This window comes from Mycobacterium sp. E2989 (genome assembly GCF_001667595.1).
Taxonomy (GTDB): Bacteria; Actinomycetota; Actinomycetes; order Mycobacteriales; family Mycobacteriaceae; genus Mycobacterium.
In genome coordinates, this window is sequence record NZ_LZJX01000102.1 from 14,710 (window position 1) to 35,764 (window position 21,055).

The window sequence follows — 21,055 nt, forward strand, 5'->3', positions numbered from 1 at the left end:
ATGAGCACCAACACGATCTGGATCGTGGTCGCCGTCATCGCGGCAGTTCTGGTGATCGCCCTGCTGCTGCTGGCAGTCAACAAGACGAGAAGCCGGCAGCGGCAACGCCAGGCGGAGGAGATTCGGGAGCAGGCCAAGCTGGAGACCGCCAAGGTCGAACGGCGCGAGGCCCTCGCCCAGGAAACCGCCGCTAAGGCCCGCGCCGCCCAGGCCGAGGCGGAGGCCAAAGCGGCCGAAGCCGCGCGGCTGCAGGAGCGGGCCGCCAACCACCAGAGCGAGGTCGCGGCTTCGCGCGAACAACTCGAGGAGCAGCTCAAGCGCGCCGACGAACTGCACCCACGAGCCGCCGAAAAGCCGGCGGGCGAGCACGACGATCCCGGCATGGCGCAATCCGCGGAGTCGCACGATCCCACGCCCGAGGGCGAGGGCGTCCGGCACGAGACGTCCCGCGGGACGCGCTAGAGCCAGGTGTCCTGGGTGGTGGCGGTGAGGAACGCTTCCAGGTCGTCGCGCCACTGCGCCGGGGTGGTCTTGTCCGGTTCGATCCCGGTGTACTCGCCGCGATAGAACAGCAGCGGTCGCGGCTTGATCTTCGGTGCCTCCGACAATGATTGGACCGCGCCGAATACCACGAAGTGGTCGCCGCCGTCGTGGACGGACGCGACCGTGCAGTCGATGTAGGCCAGCGATCCGTCGATGATCGGCGAGCCGAGTTCGGAGGCGTGCCAGTCGATTCCGGCGAACTTATCGGGCTCCTTCGATCCGAATCGCGCGGACACGTGCTTCTGCTTCTCGGTCAGCACGTTGACGCAGAACCGGCCGCTGGCCTCGATGGCCTGCCAGGACCGCGAGACCTTGGTCGGGCAGAACAACACCAACGGCGGGTCCAGCGAAAGCGCCGCGAAGGACTGGCAGGCGAAGCCGATCGGGACCTCGTCGTGCACGGTGGTGATGATCGTGATGCCGGTGCAGAACTGGCCCAGCACCTGTCGAAAGGCGCGCGGATCGATCGGCGCGGCAGTCATCAGCCCTTGAAGCCGACGCTGAAGTCGTGGCCCCACAGGCTGATCGCGGTGCTCTCCCGAGCGATCCAGTCGTCGTCTTCGACTTGCCTTCCCTCGCAACCGAATTCGACGTCGAATCCACTCGGTGTCTTCATGTAGAAGGACAGCATCAGGTCGTTGACGTGGCGCCCCAGGGTCGCCGACATCGGCACCTTCTTGCGCAGCGCCCGGTCCAGGCACAGCCCGACATCATCGGAATTCTCGACCTCGACCATCAGGTGGACGATCCCGCTGGGGGTCTGTCCGGGCATGAAGGCCAGGCTGTGGTGGCGCGGGTTGCAGCCCAGGAACCGCAGCCAGGCCGGCGGTCCGTCGGCGGGACGGCCGACCACCTGGGGCGGCAGCCGCATCGAGTCGCGCAGCTTGAAGCCCAGCACGTCCCGGTAGAAGTGCAGGGTCTCTTCGTCGTCGCGGGTGGTCAGCACCACATGCCCCAGGCCCTGTTCCTCCGTGACGAACTTGTGTCCGTACGGGCTCACCACCCGACGGTGTTCGAGGGCCGCGCCGTGGAAGACCTCCAGGCAGTTGCCGGACGGGTCGGAGAACCGGATCATCTCGTCGACCCGTCGATCCGCCAGTTCGGCCGCGGTGGCTTCCTTGTAAGGCGTGCCCTCGACGTCGAGACGGTTCCGGATCTCTTGCAGGCCAGCGGCATTCGCGCATTCCCAGCCGGCTTCGATGAGCCGGTCCTGCTCGCCCGGAACGATCACCAGGCGGGCCGGGAAATCGTCCATCCGCAGATACAGGGCGCCTTCGGTGCTGCCCTTACCCTCGACCATGCCGAGCACCTTGAGGCCGTACTCGCGCCAGGCCGCCATGTCGGTGGCCTCGATGCGCAGGTAGCCCAGCGACCGGATGCTCATCACGCACCTCCCAGGAAATCAACGGTCAACTTGTTGAACTCGTCGAACTTCTCCACCTGCGCCCAGTGTCCACATTGCCCGAAAACGTGAAGCTGCGCACGCGGGATGGTCTTCAGCGCGACCAGCGCGCCGTCCAGCGGGTTGACCCGATCCTCGCGTCCCCAGATCAGCAGCACGGGCTGGCGCAGCCGGTGCACCTCGCGCCACATCATGCCCAGCTCGAAATCGGCCCCCGCGAACGACATTCCCATCGCCCGGGTCGCCGTCAGGGATTCCGGCGTGCTGGCCAGCGCGAACCGCTCGTCGATCAGCTCGGGGGTGATCAGCTTCTGGTCGTAGACCATGACCCGCAGGAACGCCTCGAGGTTTTCCCGAGTGGGTTCGACGGAGAACTTGCCCAGCCGCTTGACGCCCTCGGTGGGGTCGGGGGCGAACAGGTTGATGCTCAGCCCTCCGGGACCCATCAACACCAGCCGGCCGGCTCGGTCCGGGTAGTCCAGGGCGAACCGGACCGCGGTGCCCCCGCCCAACGAATTGCCCACCAGCGGAACGCGTCCCAGCCCCAGCTGATCGAACAGACCGTTGAGCGCCCGCGCGGCGTAGTGGTTGAACTGCCCGTGCTCGGCGCGCTTGTCGGAAAGCCCGTAGCCGGGCTGGTCGACGGCCAACACGTGAAACCGCTGCGCCAGCACAGGAATGTTGCGCGAGAAGTTCGTCCAGCTGGCCGCGCCCGGACCGCCACCGTGCAGCAGCACCACGGTCTGGTCGTTGCCGACGCCGGCCTCGTGGTAGTGCAGCTTCAGCGGTCCGTCGACGTCGACCTCCGCGAACCGCGAGGTGGACTCGAAAGTCAGCTGTTCGGTCGCGGTCATACCATTGTGTCGCCGGGCGGCAACCCAAATTCGTTGTTACCGAAGATCTGGTAGGCCCGCTCGGGGTCGTTGGCCGCGTGCACCCGGCCGGCGTGCGCATCGCGCCAAAAACGTTGCACCGGTTGGTCGTTGCCCAACGCGGTGGCGCCGGAGGCCTCGAACAGCCGGTCGATGGAAGCGATCGCGCGGCCGGTGGCGCGCACCTGGTCGCGGCGGGCGCGGGCGCGCAGCTCGAACGGGATCTCCTTGCCGGCACTCAACAACGCGTACTCGTCGGCGACGTTGCCGCTCAGCTGGCGCCACGCCGCGTCGATGTCGCTGGCCGCCTCGGCGATGCGCACCTTGGCGAACGGGTCGTCCTTGGCCTTCTCCCCGGCGAACGCCGCGCGCACCCGCTTGCCCTGGTGCTCCACGTGCGCGTCGTACGCGCCGTAGGCCATGCCGACGATCGGGGCGGAGATGGTGGTGGGGTGCATTGTGCCCCAAGGCATCTTGTAGACCGGCGCGGTGTTGGTCTCGTACCCGCCGGCGGTGCCGTCGTTCATCGCCTTGTAGGACAGGAAGCGGTGCCGGGGCACGAAAACGTCCTTGACGACCACGGTGTTACTACCGGTGCCGCGCAGGCCGACGACGTGCCACACGTCGTCGATGCGGTATTCGCTGCGCGGGATCAGGAAGCTGCCGAAGTCGACCGGGCGGCCGTCCTTGATCACCGGACCGCCGAGGAAGGCCCACGTGGCGTGGTCACATCCCGAAGACCAGTTCCAAGAACCGTTGACCAGATACCCGCCGTCGGTCACCACGCCCGCGCCCATGGGCGCGTACGACGACGACACCCGCACGTTCGGGTCGTCGCCCCAGACCTCTTCCTGGGCCTGCTGGTCGAACAACGCCAGGTGCCAGTTGTGCACCCCGATGATGGAGCTGACCCAGCCGGTGGAACCGCACGCGCTGGCCAGCCGCCGCACCGCCTCGTAGAACAGGGTCGGATCGCATTGCAATCCACCCCACTGTTCGGGCTGCAGCAGGGTGAAGAAGCCGATGTCCTGCAGGTCCTGAACGGTCTCGTCGGGCAGCCGGCGCAAATCCTCCGTCGCCTGTGCGCGCTCGCGAATCCGCGGCAGCAGGTCATCGATACCGGCTAAAACCGACTGCGCGTCGCGCTGTTGAATGGACGTCACTAGGTTTGCCTCCTGGGCCAAACTTAATCAGTGGACTTACACCAGAGACTAGAACACGTTCCGATTTGTGTCGAGCAGGGTATTCCTGCGGCTGGTAGCGATAGGAATCGGCTTTTCTGTAACATGTTCTAGTTGTGACGAGAGGGAGGATGGGTCGTGGCCGAGGCCAATCTCGACGAGCCGCTCGGTGACCACGTCCTGGAGCTGCAGATCGCCGAGGTAGTCGCGGAAACCGACGACGCGCGATCCCTGGTGTTCGCGGTGCCCGAAGAGCCGGGCGACCCAGAGATCCCGCCCGAACGGCTGCGCTACGCGCCCGGCCAATTCCTGACGCTGCGCGTTCCCAGCGAACGCACCGGCTCGGTGGCCCGCTGCTACTCGCTGTGCAGCTCGCCGTTCACGGACGACGCGCTGACGGTCACGGTCAAGCGGACCCCGGACGGATACGCGTCGAACTGGCTGTGTGAGCACGCGCGGGCGGGCATGCGGATCCACGTGCTGGCGCCGTCGGGCAACTTCGTGCCCAAGACGCTCGACGACGACTTCCTGCTGATGGCCGCGGGCAGCGGGATCACCCCGATCATGTCGATCGCCAAGTCGGCGCTCGCCGAGGGCAGCGGCCAGGTGACGCTGCTGTACGCCAACCGCGACGACCGCTCGGTGATCTTCGCCGAAGCGCTGCGCGAGCTGTCGGCCAAGTATCCCGACCGGCTGACGGTGGTGCACTGGTTGGAATCGCTGCAGGGGATGCCGAGCGTGCCCGCGCTGGCGAAGCTCGCCGCCCCCTTCACCGATCGGCCCGTGTACATCTGCGGGCCCGGCCCCTTCATGGATGCGGCCCGCGAAGCGCTGGACTCGCTGAAAGTGCCTGCGCCGCAAGTGCATATCGAGGTGTTCAAGTCGCTGGACTCCGACCCGTTCGCGGCGGTCAAGATCGACGACACCGCCGCGGGCGACCAGCCGCCGGCCACCGCGGTGGTGGAGCTGGACGGCGAAACCCACACGGTGTCGTGGCCGCGTCACGCCAAGTTGCTCGACGTGTTGCTCGCGAAAGGTTTGGATGCGCCGTTCTCGTGCCGCGAGGGCCACTGCGGCGCGTGCGCCTGCACCCTGAAGGGCGGCAAGGTGAGCATGGAGGTCAACGACGTGCTCGAGCAGCAAGACCTCGACGACGGCCTCATCCTGGCCTGTCAATCTCACCCGGAATCTGATTCGGTAGAAGTCACCTACGACGAGTAGTCGCGGGGTTAGGTTCACCCTTAGGGTTGGCGAACCGAGAGGGGAGCGGCATGAAGCGGCTGATCACCGGGTTTGCGGTGGCCACAACGGCCTTGGCGTTGCTGCCCGGACCGGCCGCCGGCGCGGCCAGCAACACCGCCACCACGTTGTTCCCGCTGGACGGACCCAACCAGCTGGAGACGCGCACCGTCCTCAATTGCTTCAAGGCCGACGGGCACTGTGACTTCACCGCCGGGGCCGACATGCTGACGCCCGACGGGGTGACCGGCTTCCCGCACGAGCTTTGGGCCCGGCAGACCACCGAGATCCGGTCGTCGAACCGGCTGGCCTATCTCGACGCGCACGCCACCGGTCAGTACGAGCGGGTGATGAAGTCGATGGGATCCGACGAGATCACCACGGTCTACTTCGGCGAGGGGCCGCCGGACAAGTACCAGACGACCGGGCGCATCGACTCCACCGATTGGCAGACTGGTCAGCCCAAGACGGACAACAACGTCATCGTCTGCACACACATCCAGGTGGTCTACCCCGGGGTCAACATCACCTCGCCCAGCACCTGCGCGGTCACGACGTTCTCGTAAGCCCTTGTGGCGCGCCGAGATTGCACCCGGGGTTGTGATTCCGCGAAATCCACGACCGTGGCAGCAATCTCGACGCAGATCCCGTCAGCGCGGGAGGCCGAGGAGCCGCTCGGCGGCCACGGTGAGCAGGATCTGCTCGGTGCCGCCGGCGATGGTGAGGCAGCGGGTGTTCAGGAAGTCGTACACCGCGTGGTTGCGAACCAGCCCGCCGCCGTCGGCGACGTCCATCATGTATTCGGCCAGCGCCTGCCGGTAGCGCACCCCGATGAGCTTGCGGACGCTGGACTGCGCCCCGGGGTCCTGCCCGCCCACGGCGAGCTGGGCGATCCGCTGGTCCAGCAGCGCGCCGGTTTGCGCGATGACGATCAACCGGCCGAGCCGGTCCTGCTGCGCGGCGTCGAGGTCGAGCTTCTGAAGCACCTTGAGCAGCTCCTCCATCGGGTTGCCCAGCGCGGTGCCGGTGGCCATCGCGACCCGCTCGTTGGCCAGCGTGGTGCGCGCCAGCCGCCAGCCGTCGTTGACGTGCCCGACCACCAGCTCGTCGGGGACGAACACGTTGTCCAGGAAGACCTCGTTGAACAGCGAGTCACCGGTGATCTCGCGCAGCGGGCGGATCTCGATGCCCGGCGAGCGCATGTCCACCAGGAAGTAGGTGATGCCCTTGTGCTTCGGCGCGTCGGGGTCGGTCCGCGCCAGGCACACGCCCCAGCGCGCTTTGTGCGCGGCCGACGTCCACACCTTTTGCCCGGTGAGCAGCCAGCCGCCCTCACCGCGCACGGCTTTTGTGCGCAGCGACGCCAGGTCCGACCCGGCTCCCGGCTCGGAAAACAGCTGGCACCAGAGGAATTCGCCGCGCAGCGTGCCCGGGACGAAGCGCTCGATCTGTTCGGGCGTGCCGTGTTCGAGGATCGTCGGCGCCGCCCACCAGCCGATCACCAGGTCCGGACGAGCCACGCCGGCGGCCGCGAGCTCCTGATCGATCAGCAGCTGCTCGGCCGGTGACGCGCCCCGCCCGTGCGGCGCCGGCCAGTGCGGCGCCTGCAACCCCGCCTCGGCGAGCGCCGCCTGCCGCTTCTCGGCGGGCAGCGCGGCGATCTCGGCGACGGCCGCGGCGATCTCCGCGCGCTGGCCCTCGACCTCGGTGAGGTCGATCCCCAGGCGCCGCCGCACCCCGCCCTGGGTCAGTTCGGTGACCCGGCGCAACCAGCGTTCGGCGCCGCCCAGGAACCGGCCGATGGCGTGCGCCCGGCGCAGGTACAGGTGGGCGTCGTGTTCCCAGGTGCAGCCGATGCCGCCGAGGACCTGGATGCAGTCCTTTACGTTGGCCTTCACTGCGGCGATGCCGGCGCTGGCCGCCAACGCGGCCGCGATCGAAAACTGGTCGGCGTCGCTGTCCGCGGCGGCGCGCGCGGCGTCGGCGGCGGCCACCTCGGCCTGCTCGGCGCGGCACAGCATCTCCGCGCAGAGGTGCTTGACGGCCTGGAAGCTGCCGATCGGCTTGCCGAACTGCTCACGGACCTTCGCGTAGTCGACGGCGGTGTCCAGCGACCACCGGGTCACCCCGGCCGCCTCGGCCGCGAGCACGGTCGCCGTCAATTCCTCGACGCGCCGGCGCGACGCCGTGATCGCGGTGGCCGGCGCGGACGTCAGCACCACCCGGGCCAACGGCCGGGAGAAGTCGGTGGCCTCCAGCGCCTCGACCTGCACGCCGTCGCTGTCGGTGTCCACCAGCAGCCACTCGTCGCCGGCCGGGAGCAACAGGACGCCGCCGTCGGCGGCGCCCAGGACCAACGGCAGGACTCCCGACGCCCGCGAGTTCTCGCCGTCGAACTGGGCGTCACCCTCGAGCGCCAGCCCGGCGAAGCGCTCGCCCGCCGCCAACTGCGCCAACAGATCGGGATCGGTGACGACGAGCGTCGCCAGCGCGGTGGTGGCGACCGGCCCGGGAACCAGCGCCTTGGCCGCCTCCTCGACCATCGCGCACAGGTCCTCGACGCTGCCGCCCGCGCCACCATGCTCCTCGGGGATTGCCACGCCGAAGATGCCCAGCTCGGCCAGGCCTGCGAACACCGGGCGCCACGCGTCGGCATCGCCCTGCTCGACCTCGCGGATCGCCGTGGTCCCGCCGGGGCCCGACGCCGAATTGCGGGCCCAGTCGCGCACCAGGGCGCGCGCGGCGAACTGCTCGTCTGTGACGGTCGCTACCACCGTTGGGACCTCCGCGTCCTTCGCGTCGACGTGACGTGGGGCCTACGACCCCTAGCTCCTCGATTCTCCTGCGTGCATCGGGTCGCTGCGCAACCCTCCTCTTCGCAGACTAGAACGTGTTCTAATAGTGCCAGCGATCGACCGTCAAGTCGAACGCCATCACAGCAGCACACGCCGCTGTCCCGGCGGTACGGAGGTGGGAAATTCACACTCAGCATGCGTATCGTTTGCAAGCGAGCCGCCAGGAACAGGAGCAACCCGTCACATGCCAGCCAGTGCCAACTCGAGCCGCGCTTCCGACTCGCAGCCGCGCGAGGTGATGAACGTGGCGGTATTGGCAGAGTCCGAACTGGGCTCGGAGGCCCAGCGGGAACGCCGCAAGCGAATCCTGGACGCCACCATGGCCATCGCGTCGAAGGGCGGCTACGAGGCGGTGCAGATGCGCGCCGTCGCCGATCGCGCCGACGTGGCGGTGGGCACGCTGTACCGGTACTTCCCGTCCAAGGTGCACCTGCTGGTGTCGGCGCTGGGCCGGGAATTCAGCCGCATCGACGCCAAGACCGACCGCTCCTCGATGACCGGGGGCACGCCGTTCCAGCGGCTGAACTTCATGGTCGGCAAGCTCAACCGGGCGATGCAGCGCAACCCCCTGCTCACCGAGGCCATGACGCGCGCCTACGTTTTCGCCGACGCCTCCGCGGCCAGCGAGGTCGACCAGGTCGAGAAGCTCATCGATTCGATGTTCGCCCGCGCGATGGCCGACGGCGAACCGACCGAGGACCAGTACCACATCGCCCGGGTCATCTCCGACGTCTGGCTGTCCAACCTGCTCGCCTGGCTCACCCGGCGCGCCTCGGCGACCGACGTCAGCAAGCGACTGGATCTGGCGGTACGGCTGTTGATCGGGGACACCGAAAGCAGCTAGCCGGCGATTGTCACGCGGGCGGCCCCGCCGTGCGGCCCCGGATGAGCTCGGTGCCCAACACCTCGACGACCGGCAGGCCCGACCGCGGCGGACGCAACAACAACTCGCCCGCCCGGCGGCCCTTCTGCAGGCTCGGCTGCGCCACCGTGGTCAACCCGCGGCCGATCGCGTCCGGTACGCCGTCGAAACCGGTCACGGTCATCTGCCCCGGCACGTAAATGCCATGTGCGCGTAGGTAATCCATGGCCGACAGAGCCAGGATGTCCGCCGTGCACATCAGCGCGGTGATCCGCGGATTGGCCTCCAGCGCGGCCTTGGCGGCGGTGCCGCCGGAGTCCGGCTCGTGCTCGTAGCTCTCCACCACGGTCAGCGCGTCGGGGTCGATGCCGGCGGCCGTCATCGCCTCCCACACGCCGACGATGCGTTCGCGCTGCACGTCGAAGGCCGGCGATCGCAACCGGTCGGCGTCCACCAGTCCCTGCCGGCGGTCGCGGCCCAGCCGCATGGTCAGCAGCCCGATCTCGCGATGCCCCAGCCCCAGCACGTACTCCGCCAGCCCACGCATCGCCGCCCGGTCGTCGATGGCGACCCGGGACACACCGGCGAGCCCCTTCGGTTGGTCGACGACCACCACCGGCAACCGGCGCTGCAAGACGACCTGGAGGTACGGGTCCTCTTCGCAGACCGAATACACCACGAAGCCGTCCACCCCGGCGCCGAGCACCGCGCCCGTCCCGTCTTCGATGCTGCGGCCGGGGCCGACGGCCACCAACAGCAGGCCCTGCCCCAGCTCCTCGCAGGACTGCGCGACCCCGGCGACGAAATCCCGCGCCGCCGGGTCGCTGAAGAAGTAGGTCAGCGGCTCGGCCATCACCAGCCCGACCGCGCCGGCCTTGCGGGTGCGCAACGACCGCGCCACCGGGTCGGGACCCGGGTAACCCAACCGCTTGGCCGTCGCGAGCACCCGTTCACGGAGATCGGCGGAGAGCTGATCCGGCCGGTTGAAGGCATTCGAGATCGTGGTGCGTGAAACCTTCAGTTCGTCCGCCAACGACGCCAGCGTCGCACGCCGGCGCGATGCGGGACTCACAGTCGGTGACGCTACAGCGAATCCGCATGCGCGCGTGCGCGGCGTACACCAGTCACTTTGTAATGGAAACGATTTTCATTAGTATTGTGGGTCGGCCGACCGGCCGGCGAGAGGACATCGAACGTGCGCATGGCGCTGAGGCGGGGGCGGATCGCGATGGCCGGGCTGCGTTGGCTGCCCGCCGCGCTGGCCTTGCTGGCCGCCGTCGGCTGTGGCGGCGTCGCGCACCCGCGGGCGGCCACCGTCGTCGCCTCCACCGGCGTATGGGGCAGCGTGGCCAGCGCCGTCACCGGCCGTCACATCGCGGTCAGGTCGATCCTGACCGGGGGCGACACCGACCCGCACTCCTACCAAGCCAGCCCTTCGGACGCGGCCGCCATCACCGACGCCACCCTGATCGTCTACAACGGCGGCGGCTACGACCCCTGGGTGGAGCAGGTGCTGGCCAGTCACCCCGGCGTGAAGTCCATCGGCGCCTACTCGTTCCTGAAGGCAACCGCCACCGGGGAGCAACCGGCCAACGAGCACGTCTTCTACGACCTCGACGTCGCCAAATCGGTGGCGTTCGCCATCGCGGACCGCGTGGCCGCCATCGACCCGGCGCACGCCGCCGACTACCGTGCCAACGCGGCCGAGTTCTGCCGCGGCGCGGACGCGATCGCCATCTCCGAACACGCCATCGCCAGCGCCTACCCGGGCACCGCGGTCATCGCGACCGAACCCGTCGGGTACTACCTGCTTTCGGCGTCCGGCTTGATCAACCGCACGCCGCCCGCCTTCACCGCGGCCAACGAGAACGAGACGGATCCCTCGCCGTCCGACATGGCGTTCGTCCTCGACCTGATCAACCACCGTCAGGTGGCGGCGCTTCTGGTCAACCCGCAGACATCCACCGCCGCGATCAACGGCGTGCGCGACGCCGCGCGGCGCGCGGGCGTGCCGGTGACCGAGGTCAGCGAGACCCTCCCCGAGGGCACGGATTACCTGACGTGGCAACGCAATACGGTCAACCAGTTGCTGGCCGCGCTGCAATCACGCCGGTCAGTGCAGCCGTGACGCTCGACGCGGTCCACGCCGTCGACCGCCACCCGGACACCGTCTCGCTGCGCGGCGCCCGTCTGGCTTTCGGTGACCGGGTGCTGTGGGACCATCTCGACCTGACGGTGTCGCGCGGCGAGTTCATCGCCGTCCTCGGCCCGAACGGCAGCGGCAAAACGTCGTTGCTCAAGGTGCTGCTCGGTCAGCTGCCGCTGTCCGCGGGAACCGCGCTGGTGGACGGGAAGCCGATGACCTCGGGCAGCGGGCGCGTCGGCTACGTGCCGCAGCACCGACCGATGGACCACGAGGTGATGCTGCGGGGTCGCGACCTGGTGCGGCTGGGTGTCGACGGGCATCGCTGGGGCGCCATGCCCCTGCGATCCGCCGACCGGGCCCGCCGGCGGGCGGCCGTGGCCGCGGCGCTGCGGCAGGTCAACGCCGAACACCTGGCGGATGTCCGGGTGGGCGTGATGTCGGGTGGCGAGCTGCAGCGGATGCGCGTCGCGCAGGCGCTGGTCAGCGACCCGATGCTGCTGCTGTGCGACGAGCCGCTGCTGGCGCTTGACCCGGCGAACGCGAAGCTGGTGTCCGCCCTGATCGACCGGCGCCGCCGGGACGCCGCGACCACCGTCATCGTCGTCACCCACGACGTCAACGCGATCCTGCCGTACGTCGACCGGCTGATCTACCTGGTCGACGGGCGGTTCCGGATCGGCACGGTGGAGGAAGTGATGACCACCCAGACGCTGTCGATGCTGTATCGGGCCGACATCCAGGTGGTCAAGGTCAAGGACCGCTACGTGGTGGTGGGCGATACGACCGACGAGGCCCACCCGTGAATCACCGGCTCACCGACGTCCTGGCCCACCTGCTCGACTTCGACATCACCGCCCATCTGCTCGGCCACGACTTCGTCCAGCAGGCGCTGATCGCGGCCGCGCTGCTGGGGCTGGTGGCCGGGCTGATCGGGCCGTTCATCGTCATGCGCCAGATGTCGTTCGCCGTGCACGGTTCCAGCGAATTGTCCTTGACCGGAGCGGCTTTCGCGTTACTGGTGGGCATCGAAGTGGGGGTGGGCGCCCTGGTCGGCAGTGCCCTGGCGGCGGCGCTGTTCGGCGTCCTGGGCCGGCGGGCCCGCGAGCGTGATTCGGTCATCGGCGTGGTGCTGGCCTTCGGGCTGGGCCTGGCGGTGCTGTTCCTCTACCTCTACCCGGGCCGGACCGCGACCAGCTTCGCGTTGCTCACCGGACAGATCGTCGGCGTCGGCTACACGGGACTGGCCATGCTGGCGCTGGTGTGCCTGCTCGTGATCGCCGTCATCGCGACGTGCTATCGCCCGCTGCTGTTCGCGACCGTCGATCCCGACGTCGCCGCGGCCCGCGGCGTGCCCGTTCGCGCGCTCGGCATCGTGTTCGCCGCGCTGGTAGGCGTGGTGGCCGCTCAGGCCGTCCAGGTGGTCGGGGCCCTGCTGGTGATGTCGCTGCTGATCACGCCGGCGGCCGCGGCCGCCCGGGTGGTGGCCTCCCCGGCGGCCGCGCTGGTGGCCTCGGTGATCTTCGCCGAGGTTTCCGCGGTCGGGGGCATCGTGCTGTCGCTGGCGCCGGGCGTCCCGGTGTCGGTGTTCGTGGCGGGCATTTCGTTCCTGATCTACCTGGCCTGTTGGTTGCTGGGGCGCCGGCAGGAGTTCGCGGCCTAAGCTTGTCGACACCGATAAGCCCGCGTCCGAAAGGCTCTGGTGCGTAGGCAATTCGCGAGCGTCCTGCAGGCGGCGGTGTGTGCCCTGACGGCGGGCTGCACCACCACCGTCGGCGGCAGCGCCGCGCCCGCGGACAACCACGGTCCGCTCTCTCAGGCTCCAGTGGCCGTCACCGCCCTGGACGGGCTGCTGCTCGACGACAGGAAGATCTACGACATCCTGGGTGCGGCACTGCGGATCCGGTACCGCACGCAGGACATGTGGGACTCCAGCGGCACGTTCAGCGACAAGAGCTGCCTGGCCATGGCCGGGCCCGCCCAGCAGGCCGTGTACGCGGACACCGGCTGGACCGCGGTGCGCGGCGAGCGACTGGACGACAGCTACGACAACCCCATGGTGCGCAACTATTCCGTCGACCAGGCCGTGATCGCCTACCCCACCGCCCGGCAAGCCAACGCGTTCTACGAGGCATCGGCGCGCAGGTGGTCCGCCTGCGCCAACCGCCGGTTCGTCGACCATCCGCCGGGGCAGCCCGAGGTCGCGTGGGCGGTGGCCGATTCCCACGCGGTCGGCGGCACGCTCAGCACGTCCGAAGAGCAGCAAGGCAGCGAAGACGGCTGGCGGTGCCAGCGCGCGCTGACCGCGCGCAATAACGTCGTCATCGACGTGGCCACCTGCGGCTCGTTCCTGCCGGGTGGGTCCGCGGTGGACATCGCCCAACAAGTCGCGGCGGCGGTCGTCACCCGGTAGCGACGGCCGCCCCATAAGCTGGGCGGGTGGCCCGCATCGACCTCAACGCCGACCTCGGCGAGGGCTTCGGCGTCTGGCGCCTGGGCGATGACGACGCCATGCTGCGGATCGTCACCAGCGCCAACGTCGCGTGCGGATTCCATGCCGGGGACCCGGCCGGCCTCCTGCGCGTCTGCCGGTCGGCCGCCGAGCGCGGCGTCCGCATCGGCGCGCAGGTGAGCTATCGAGACCTGGCCGGGTTCGGCAGGCGCTTCATCGACGTCTCCGCCGACGACCTCGCCGCCGACGTCGTCTATCAGATCGGCGCGCTGCAGGCGATCGCGCGCGCATCCGGCTCCGCGGTTTCCTACGTCAAACCCCATGGGGCGCTGTATAACTCGATCATCACCAACCGCGATCAGGCGGCCGCGGTCGCGGAGGCGGTGCGGATGGTGGACCCGGGGCTGCCGGTGCTGGGCATGGCGGGTTCGGTGTTCTTCGACGAGGCCTCGACCCGTGGCTTGCGCACGGTGGCCGAAGCCTTCGCCGATCGCGCCTACCGGCCGGACGGCCGGCTGGTGTCCCGCCGGGAGCCCGGCGCCGTGCTGCACGACGCGGCCGCGATCGCCGACCGCGTGCTGGGCATGGTGACCAGCGGCCGGGTCACCGCCGTCGACGCCACATCGGTCACGGTTACGGCGGAATCGGTTTGCGTGCATGGCGATTCGCCCGGTGCGGTGCAGATCGCGACCGCCGTGCGGGACCGGCTCACGGCGGCCGGCGTCGAGATCGGGGCGTTTCGCTGATGCGGCTCAAGCCCGGTCGACCCGACATCGCGCGGTACGCGGACCGGTTCGACGCGCCCGCCGCCGAACCCGGATCCCTGTCGGTGACGTGGATGGGCGTGGCGACGCTGCTCGTCGACGACGGCTCGTCGGCGCTGCTCACCGACGGCTACTTCTCCCGGCCGGGCCTGGCGCGGGTGGCCGCCGGCAAAGTGGCGCCGTCACCGGCCCGCGTGGACGGTTGCCTGGCCCGGGCCAAGGTGTCCCGGCTGCAGGCCGTGATCCCGGTGCACACCCACATCGATCACGCGCTGGACTCCGCGCTGGTGGCCGACCGCACCGGCGCGCGGCTGGTGGGCGGCCGGTCGGCGGCCAACGTCGGGCGCGGATACGGGCTGCCCGAGGACCGCATCGTGATCGCCGCCAGCGGAGAGCCGATCGCGTTGGGGGCCTACGACGTGACGCTCGTGGAGTCCCATCACTGCCCCCCGGACCGGTTCCCCGGCACGATCGACGAGCCGCTGACGCCGCCGGTCAAGGCGTCGGCCTACCGTTGCGGCGAGTCATGGTCGACGCTGGTGCACCACCGGCCCTCGGGCCGCCGGCTGTTGATCCAGGGCAGCGCCGGGTTCGTCGAGGGCGCGCTTGCCGGCCGGCGCGCCGACGCCGTCTACCTGTCCGTGGGGCAGCTCGGGCTGCAACCGCGGTCCTACCTGGCCGACTACTGGAACGAGACCGTCCGCGCGGTGGGCGCGCGCCGGGTGATCCTCATCCACTGGGACGACTTCTTCCGGCCGCTGTCAAAACCGCTGCGGGCCTTGCCGTATGCGGGTGACGACCTGGACACCTCGATCGAAGTCCTCGACGAGTTGGCCATGTCCGACGGCGTCTCGCTGCACCTGCCTACGGTGTGGCGACGCGAGAATCCTTGGGCCTGAAGCGGTTACATTGACCCTGACCCTTGCGCTGGTGCTGCTCGCTGCCGTGCTGGCCTTCGCCGTGGTGCGTCCGCGGGGCTGGCCCGAGGCGGTGGCGGCGGTTCCGGCGGCCCTGATCCTGATCGCGGTCGGCGCGATTTCGGTGCATCAGGCGGTCGAGGAGGTGGCCGGGCTTGCGGGGGTGGTCGGGTTCCTCGGTGCAGTGCTGGTGCTGGCCAAGCTGTGCGACGACGAGGGCCTGTTCGAGGCGGCGGGTGCGGCGATCACCCGCGGGCGCGTCGGATCGGGCGGCCTGTTGCGCCGGGTGTTCGTCATCGCCTCCCTGATCACCGCCGTGCTGAGCCTGGACACCGCCGTGGTGTTGCTGACCCCGGTGGTGCTGGCGGCCGTCCGCCGGCTGCGAACCCCGGTGCGGCCGTACGCCTATGCCACCGCACACCTGGCCAACGGCGCCTCCCTGCTGCTGCCGGTGTCGAATCTGACCAACCTGCTGGCGTTCCACGCCGCCCACCTTTCGTTCACGCGGTTCACCCTGCTGATGGCGTTGCCGTGGGTGGGCGTGGTGGTCACGCTGTACGCGGTGTTCCGTTGGTTCTTCGCGCGCGACCTGCGGGTGCAGCCGCGGCCGGAGCAGCCGGGACCGGCGCCGCGGCCGCCGGTGTTCGTGTTGGTGGTGGTGGGGCTCACGCTCGCGGGGTTCGCGGTGGCACAGTCCATCGGGGTGGCGCCGGCCTGGGTGGCGCTCGCCGGGGCGGTCGTGCTGGCCGTGCGCAGCCTGAGCAGGGGACACACCTCGGTGGTCGACATCGCCCGTTCGGTGCACGTGTCGTTCCTGGTGTTCGTGCTCGCCCTCGGCGTGGTGGTGCGGGCGGTCATGGTCAACGGCATGGACAGGGCGATGTCGGCGGTGCTGCCCTCCGGCTCGACGCTGCCCGCCCTGCTGGCCATCGCCGCGGTGGCCGCCGTGCTGGCGAACGTCGTGAACAACCTGCCCGCCACCCTGGTGTTGCTGCCATTGGTCGCGCCGAGCGGACCGGTCGCCATCCTGGCCGTCCTGCTCGGCGTCAACATCGGCCCCAACCTGACCTACGTCGGATCGCTGTCGAACCTGTTGTGGCGGCGCGTGCTTCGCCAGCACGACGTCGACGCCGGCGTCGGCGAATACAGCCGCCTCGGATTGTGCACCGTGCCCGTCTCCCTGGTGATCGCGGTGCTCGCCCTGTGGGCTTCGGTGCGGCTGCTCGGCGCCTAGCCGATCGCCTCCCGGAATTCCACCCCCTGCTGCAGCGCCCGCGCCGCTTCGGCGATGTCGACGACGGGATAGATCCGGTAATCCAGGACGGTGGCGAATTGGCTTGTGGTCTCGACCAAATCGGCCGGATTGTCGGATTCCAGCACCGCGAATCCACCGCCGCCGTCGATGCGGCCGACGAACTGGTGATACGTCGTGGTCTGTGGTTGCGACCACTTCGAGTACGCGGCCAGGCCGCGGCGCAAGCTTTCGTCGTTCTCGGCCGCCGTTCCGTTCAGGCGATATGTCCAAGCCACCACGTATTTCATCGCGATCTCCTTTTCTCGTCGGGATCGCAACGCTAGGGCCGGATTACGTTCGGCGCACGAGTAGCCGCCTACTCGAAACGGGGTCAACCGGACCCGGCGCCCGGCCCCGACCGGATGATAGTCGCCAGTTCCTCGCGTGACTGGGCGCCCACCCGCTGGCAGGCCCGGTAGATGTGGCCCTCCACCGTGCGCACCGACATCACCAACTTCTCGGCGATCTGGCGGTTGGACAGACCGGCCACGGCGAGTTCGATGACGTCGCGCTGGCGACCCGACAGCTTGAGGCCCGCGGGCGTCCGCAACGCCGGTGTGCACAGGCCGCCACATTCCTCGGCCAACTCGCCGGCCAGCGCCGCGGCGTAAAGGCCGCGCTTGTGCTGTTGGCCGTCGATGAACGCCGCGGATGCCTGCGCGGCCGCGTCGGCGGCCGCGGCCCGGTCACCGATCGCCCGATAGGCCGCCGAAACCGCCAGCAGGCCCTCGCCATTCCCGGCCAGCAGGGCCTCCGCGTGCGACGCGATGGCGTCGGCCAGCGGCAGCGACAACGCCCCGGCCAGCTCCCGGGCCCGCGGCGCCCCCGACGCGTCCCCCCATTGCGCCGAGGCCTGAATGCAGGCCAGTTCGTGGGTCGGCTGCCCGCGCTCGCGCGCGAGCAGCGCGGCGCTCTGCGCGGTCGCCACCGCCTCGCCGAGGCGACCGCTTGCCGCGAGCGCCCACCCGTTGGCCAGCGAAAGGCCCGTGTGCATGAACAAGTAGTCGGCCGGCACGCAGGACCGCGCCCCGGCGACCGCGTCGTTCGCTTCGGCCGGGTGCCCGAGCTTGCCGTGCGCCTCGGCCAGGGCGAAATAGCTCGCCGGTCGCAGACCGCTTGTGGTGGCGTGTATTTGCGCACCGGCGAGGGCTTCGTGGACCAGCCGGGCCGCTTCGGCGACTGCCCCGCGGGCCAGGTCGGCGTTGCCGAGCAGCAGGGCCAGGTTCGCGTAGGCCAGACCCGGGACGTCGCGCGCCGCGTCGGCCATTGTCTTTGCCAGACTGACGAATTCGTCGATGCGGCCCGTCAACCGGCAAGCCCGCCCGTAGACGGCGCCGAACCAGAACCGCATGTGCGAGGCCTCGAAGGATGTGGTCGCCCGGCGCAGCGCCTGCTCGGCCTCGGCGGCCAGGCCGTCGACCCGTCCCAACGCCCCCATCGCCATGATCAAGGCCAACGACGCCATCATCGCGTGGAAATCCGGCAGCCCATCCGAATCCAGCGCGGCCCTGGCCCTTTCGGCCGCGAGCTGACAGCGCGCGGCCACCGCATCCAGGCACGCCTGCACCGCCAACCGCGCGGCCACCTGGGCCGGCGTCTCGGCCGCCTCGGCAAGGCCGTCGAGGATCACCGCGGCGTCCGCCGGCCTGCCTAGCATCCACACCAGGTTGGCCGCACGCAGGGTCGCCCAGTAGTGCGCGTCCGGCGCATCGCCGCCGGGGCCGCCGGTGATCGCCCGCAACGCCTCCTCGGCCTGCTCGCCGCGACCGAGCAGCACCAGGTTCGTCGCGCGCACCCCCGCCGCCCCAGGCGCCCCGGCCTGCGCGGCGGCGTTGGCAAGCCGGTCGGCCAGCTCCAGGTCCAACAGCGACATCGCGTGCCGGGCCGATTCCAGATACAGCTCCGGTTGCGGGTCCAGATCCGACTCCAGGCTCAGCAGCGCCCGGCGCACCGTGGCCTGCATGTCGGCGTCGCCGTCCTGCGCCAGCCGCGTCGCCAGCCTGCCCCGGATCTTCGACAGATACATCTCGCCGGCGCCGGCGCGGCGAAGCTCCCCGTACAGCGGGTGCGCGAGCCTGGCCACCAAACCGCCGGCGGTGCGTTCGACGTTCACCAGGCCCATCGCTTCGGCGGCCACCAAGTCCTCGCGAGAAACCAAGTCGCACAACAGGTCCACCGGCAGCGGCTCGCACTGCGACAGGGTGTCGACCACCAGCGCGAGCGGCGGGGTCAGGCGGCCGAGCTGGCGCCCCACCGTTTCGGACAGGCTGGCCGAAACCGCGACGTCGCCGTCCCACATCCACACCCCGGCCACCTGCCGGACCCGTCCGGCCGCCATCTGATCGCTCAGCAGCTGCCGAAGAAACAGGGTGTTGCCGCCGGTGAGCCGCCGGAACCGGGCCGCGCATCGCGCGTCGACCGGACCGCCCAGCGTCCGCTCGATCACCTCGCGCGTCGCCGCGGCGGAGAGCGGCTCCAGGTCGAGGCGACTCAGCAGGCCGTCCTTCCACAACGCCGTCACCGCGTCGGGCTCTTCGCCGCCGGTGCGCACCGTGACCACCAGCCGGGCCCCGCCGGACTGTGCCAGCTGGTGAATCACCAGCGCCGACAACCCATCCAGCAGGTGCGCGTCGTCGACCCCGATCACCACGCGGCCCCGATGCTGGCGCGCCACGAACGACTCGATCACGCGTCGAACGTTGGTCAGCGGATCGGACATCGCGTCGCCGAGGAGGCCGATGAAGGCTCCGAGCGGCAGCGCGCGGGCCGACTGGGTGCCGACAATCCATTTGATGCGCTCACCCGACGCCCCGGCGCGCCGCAGCGCTTCGCGGGCCAGCCGGGTCTTGCCCACCCCGGCGGCGCCCGCGATCAGCACCCCGGAGTGCTGGTCAGCCCCGCTCAGGGCGCGTCGAATGGTTGCTAACTCGTTGTCGCGCCCAATCAGCAGATCACCGCTGATCACGCGGCGACTATAACCGCGCGGCGGCAGCGGCGTGGCCGATTGTCGGCGTTTCGGCGCGCCGTGCCCGGTCCGCTCACCCAAGTCGCGTAGCGGACTACGCTATCGGCCCCCAGCGCGCGCTGTGAGCATGGCTTTCGTCAGCTTGCGGGTCAGAAAGGCGGCGGGTCATGTCCGACATGAGGGCCAGGATCGGTAATCACGCGGTGGTGTTGGGAGCGAGCATGGCCGGTTTGCTGGCCGCGCGGTCGCTCGCCGACTTCTTCGACACGGTCACCGTCGTGGAGCGCGACCCGCTCCCCGACGCCGACACCGCCCGCCGGGGCGTGCCGCAGGGCCGGCACCTGCACGCGCTGTTGGCCCGGGGCGCCCAGGTGATCGAGGGGATGTTCCCCGGCGTCCTCGACGAGATGATCCTCGACGGCGCACAGTACTTCGACGGCCAGGACCTGTCCGGGCTGTACTACGACGTGGGCGGCCACCTGATGGCGCGGCGCGGCAGCGCCACCGGGTTGACCGCCTACAGCGCGACCCGGCCCTTCCTCGAGGACCACGTCCGCATCCGGCTGCGTGAGATCCCCAACGTCACGCTGCTCGACGACCACAGCATCTTGGGCCTGATCTCAACGGCGGACCGGCACCGCGTCACCGGGGTGCGGGTCGTCGGTCAACACAGCGGCGAACCCGTCACGCTGCACGCGGACCTGGTCGTCGACGCCACCGGGCGCGCCGCCCGCACCCCCACGTGGCTGGAAAGCCTGGGATACGACCGCCCGCGCGAGGATCGCGTCGTAGTCCAGCTGACGTACGCCAGCCAGGCGCTGCGGATCACGTCGGACGCGCCGCGGGAGCTCGGCTTCCTCGTCGGGATCGTGCCGGGCCGGCCGAGGGGTTGCGGCCTGTTGCACTGCGAGAACGACACCTGGCTGCTCACGGTGATGGGGGTGGCCGGCGAGGAGCCGAAGACGCTCGATCTTGCGACGTTGTGTGATTTCGTGGCGGACTGCGCGCCGGCCCATCTGCTGGCCGCGGTGCGCGCGGCCGAACCCATCGGGGAGCCGGTGCGGCACCGGGTGCCGTGCAGCCGGTGGCGGCGCTACGACAGGATGCGGCGCTTCCCCGAGGGCCTGCTGGTCACCGGCGACGCGATCTGCAGCTTCAACCCGATCTATGGCCAGGGCATGACGGTGGCCGCGCTCGAGGCGTTGGCGCTGCGCGACTGCCTCTCCGCCGGCGGCGACGACCTGGCGCGGCGCTTCTTCCGCGCCGCGGCGGCGCCGATTCGCCAGGCGTGGCAGCTGTCGACCAACCCCGACCTTGCCCTGCCCGAAATCGAGGGCACCGCACCGCTGGTCGCGCGATTGTTCAACAAGTACGTCGATCGCGTGCTCGCGGCGGCCGAAAGCGACACCGTCGCGTTCAATCAGTTCATCAGGGTGACCTCGCTCGTCGACCCCGCGACGAAACTGTTGCGCCCGAACATGATCTGGCGCGCCGCCCGCGGGCGCCGGCACGGTGTCGAGCAACCTGACGCGCCCGCCGACGTTCTGGTGAAGGCGGTGCCCTGAC

Annotated in this window: 20 protein-coding genes; 12 read left to right on the top strand and 8 right to left on the bottom strand. The window is 70.0% G+C overall.

Translation table 11 applies throughout. The features are described from left to right. The gene (locus tag A5680_RS17320; protein ID WP_067821486.1) at positions 1-462 is read left to right on the top strand and encodes a hypothetical protein; all 462 of its coding nucleotides are present in this window, start codon (positions 1-3) and stop codon (positions 460-462) included. Here A5680_RS17320 and hsaB read toward each other — a convergent pair. From hsaB to hsaA, 4 genes are read right to left on the bottom strand one after another with little or no spacing between them, the layout of a single operon-like run. Beyond that, positions 459-1,025: a 3-hydroxy-9,10-secoandrosta-1,3,5(10)-triene-9,17-dione monooxygenase reductase subunit gene (gene hsaB / locus A5680_RS17325; protein WP_055399736.1), complete on the bottom strand. Its 567-nt coding sequence runs from the start codon at positions 1,023-1,025 to the stop codon at positions 459-461. The two genes, A5680_RS17320 and hsaB, sit on opposite strands and share 4 nt — an antisense overlap. Further along, positions 1,025-1,927 (bottom strand): iron-dependent extradiol dioxygenase HsaC, encoded by a 903-nt coding sequence (gene hsaC / locus A5680_RS17330; RefSeq protein ID WP_067821489.1) that lies wholly within the window; start codon positions 1,925-1,927, stop codon positions 1,025-1,027. Before hsaC ends, hsaB begins: the two co-directional genes overlap by 1 nt. Beyond that, entirely contained in the window at positions 1,927-2,799 is an 873-nt protein-coding gene (gene hsaD, locus A5680_RS17335; protein WP_067821492.1) for a 4,5:9,10-diseco-3-hydroxy-5,9,17-trioxoandrosta-1(10),2-diene-4-oate hydrolase, read from the bottom strand. The genes hsaC and hsaD overlap by 1 nt, the downstream gene beginning before the upstream one ends. Further along, positions 2,796-3,980 carry a 3-hydroxy-9,10-secoandrosta-1,3,5(10)-triene-9,17-dione monooxygenase oxygenase subunit gene (gene hsaA, locus A5680_RS17340; RefSeq protein WP_067821495.1) on the bottom strand — a complete coding sequence of 395 codons (1,185 nt, stop codon included), beginning with the start codon at positions 3,978-3,980 and terminating at the stop codon, positions 2,796-2,798. The genes hsaD and hsaA overlap by 4 nt, the downstream gene beginning before the upstream one ends. Positions 3,981-4,136: 156 nt before the next feature. Between hsaA and A5680_RS17345 the strand changes: the two genes are divergently transcribed. Both A5680_RS17345 and A5680_RS17350 read left to right on the top strand, forming a co-directional pair. After that, entirely contained in the window at positions 4,137-5,219 is a 1,083-nt protein-coding gene (locus tag A5680_RS17345; RefSeq protein ID WP_067821498.1) for a ferredoxin--NADP reductase, read from the top strand. A gap of 50 nt (positions 5,220-5,269) precedes the next feature. Beyond that, positions 5,270-5,803 (top strand): hypothetical protein, encoded by a 534-nt coding sequence (locus tag A5680_RS17350; protein ID WP_055399747.1) that lies wholly within the window; start codon positions 5,270-5,272, stop codon positions 5,801-5,803. A gap of 84 nt (positions 5,804-5,887) precedes the next feature. On the opposite strand, the gene A5680_RS17355 is transcribed toward A5680_RS17350, so the two are convergent. Then, entirely contained in the window at positions 5,888-8,011 is a 2,124-nt protein-coding gene (locus A5680_RS17355) for an acyl-CoA dehydrogenase (RefSeq protein WP_067821501.1), read from the bottom strand. A 325-nt stretch (positions 8,012-8,336) separates the two neighbouring features. Here A5680_RS17355 and kstR point away from each other — a divergent pair, with 325 nt between their 5' ends. Continuing rightward, positions 8,337-8,936: a cholesterol catabolism transcriptional regulator KstR gene (gene kstR, locus A5680_RS17360; protein ID WP_197281082.1), complete on the top strand. Its 600-nt coding sequence runs from the start codon at positions 8,337-8,339 to the stop codon at positions 8,934-8,936. Positions 8,937-8,946: 10 nt separating this feature from the next. Here kstR and A5680_RS17365 read toward each other — a convergent pair whose 3' ends face one another. Then, entirely contained in the window at positions 8,947-10,026 is a 1,080-nt protein-coding gene (locus A5680_RS17365) for a LacI family DNA-binding transcriptional regulator (RefSeq protein WP_055399751.1), read from the bottom strand. Between the two features lie 156 nt (positions 10,027-10,182). Between A5680_RS17365 and A5680_RS17370 the strand changes: the two genes are divergently transcribed. From A5680_RS17370 to A5680_RS17400, 7 genes are read left to right on the top strand one after another with little or no spacing between them, the layout of a single operon-like run. Next, positions 10,183-11,082 (top strand): metal ABC transporter solute-binding protein, Zn/Mn family, encoded by a 900-nt coding sequence (locus A5680_RS17370; RefSeq protein ID WP_067821569.1) that lies wholly within the window; start codon positions 10,183-10,185, stop codon positions 11,080-11,082. After that, a complete protein-coding gene (locus A5680_RS17375) occupies positions 11,079-11,903 on the top strand; it encodes a metal ABC transporter ATP-binding protein (protein ID WP_067821504.1) in 825 nt (274 codons plus the stop codon). Before A5680_RS17370 ends, A5680_RS17375 begins: the two co-directional genes overlap by 4 nt. Further along, entirely contained in the window at positions 11,900-12,760 is an 861-nt protein-coding gene (locus tag A5680_RS17380; protein ID WP_067821507.1) for a metal ABC transporter permease, read from the top strand. Before A5680_RS17375 ends, A5680_RS17380 begins: the two co-directional genes overlap by 4 nt. A gap of 36 nt (positions 12,761-12,796) precedes the next feature. After that, positions 12,797-13,510, top strand: coding sequence for a sensor domain-containing protein (locus A5680_RS17385; RefSeq protein ID WP_067821510.1), 714 nt, complete (start codon positions 12,797-12,799; stop codon positions 13,508-13,510). A 26-nt stretch (positions 13,511-13,536) separates the two neighbouring features. After that, complete coding sequence (locus tag A5680_RS17390; RefSeq protein WP_067821513.1) at positions 13,537-14,295, top strand: LamB/YcsF family protein; 759 nt, start codon at positions 13,537-13,539, stop codon at positions 14,293-14,295. Further along, positions 14,295-15,212, top strand: coding sequence for an MBL fold metallo-hydrolase (locus tag A5680_RS17395; protein ID WP_067821515.1), 918 nt, complete (start codon positions 14,295-14,297; stop codon positions 15,210-15,212). The genes A5680_RS17390 and A5680_RS17395 overlap by 1 nt, the downstream gene beginning before the upstream one ends. A gap of 10 nt (positions 15,213-15,222) precedes the next feature. After that, positions 15,223-16,464, top strand: a complete 1,242-nt coding sequence (locus A5680_RS17400) for an SLC13 family permease (protein WP_067821518.1) — start codon at positions 15,223-15,225, stop codon at positions 16,462-16,464. On the opposite strand, the gene A5680_RS17405 is transcribed toward A5680_RS17400, so the two are convergent. After that, positions 16,461-16,772, bottom strand: coding sequence for a DUF3303 domain-containing protein (locus tag A5680_RS17405; protein WP_055399766.1), 312 nt, complete (start codon positions 16,770-16,772; stop codon positions 16,461-16,463). The two genes, A5680_RS17400 and A5680_RS17405, sit on opposite strands and share 4 nt — an antisense overlap. A gap of 83 nt (positions 16,773-16,855) precedes the next feature. Next, positions 16,856-19,489: an AAA family ATPase gene (locus A5680_RS17410; protein ID WP_067821521.1), complete on the bottom strand. Its 2,634-nt coding sequence runs from the start codon at positions 19,487-19,489 to the stop codon at positions 16,856-16,858. Between the two features lie 167 nt (positions 19,490-19,656). Between A5680_RS17410 and A5680_RS17415 the strand changes: the two genes are divergently transcribed. Further along, the gene (locus A5680_RS17415) at positions 19,657-21,054 is read left to right on the top strand and encodes an NAD(P)/FAD-dependent oxidoreductase (RefSeq protein ID WP_231977646.1); all 1,398 of its coding nucleotides are present in this window, start codon (positions 19,657-19,659) and stop codon (positions 21,052-21,054) included. The last annotated feature ends 1 nt before the right edge of the window (position 21,055 follow it).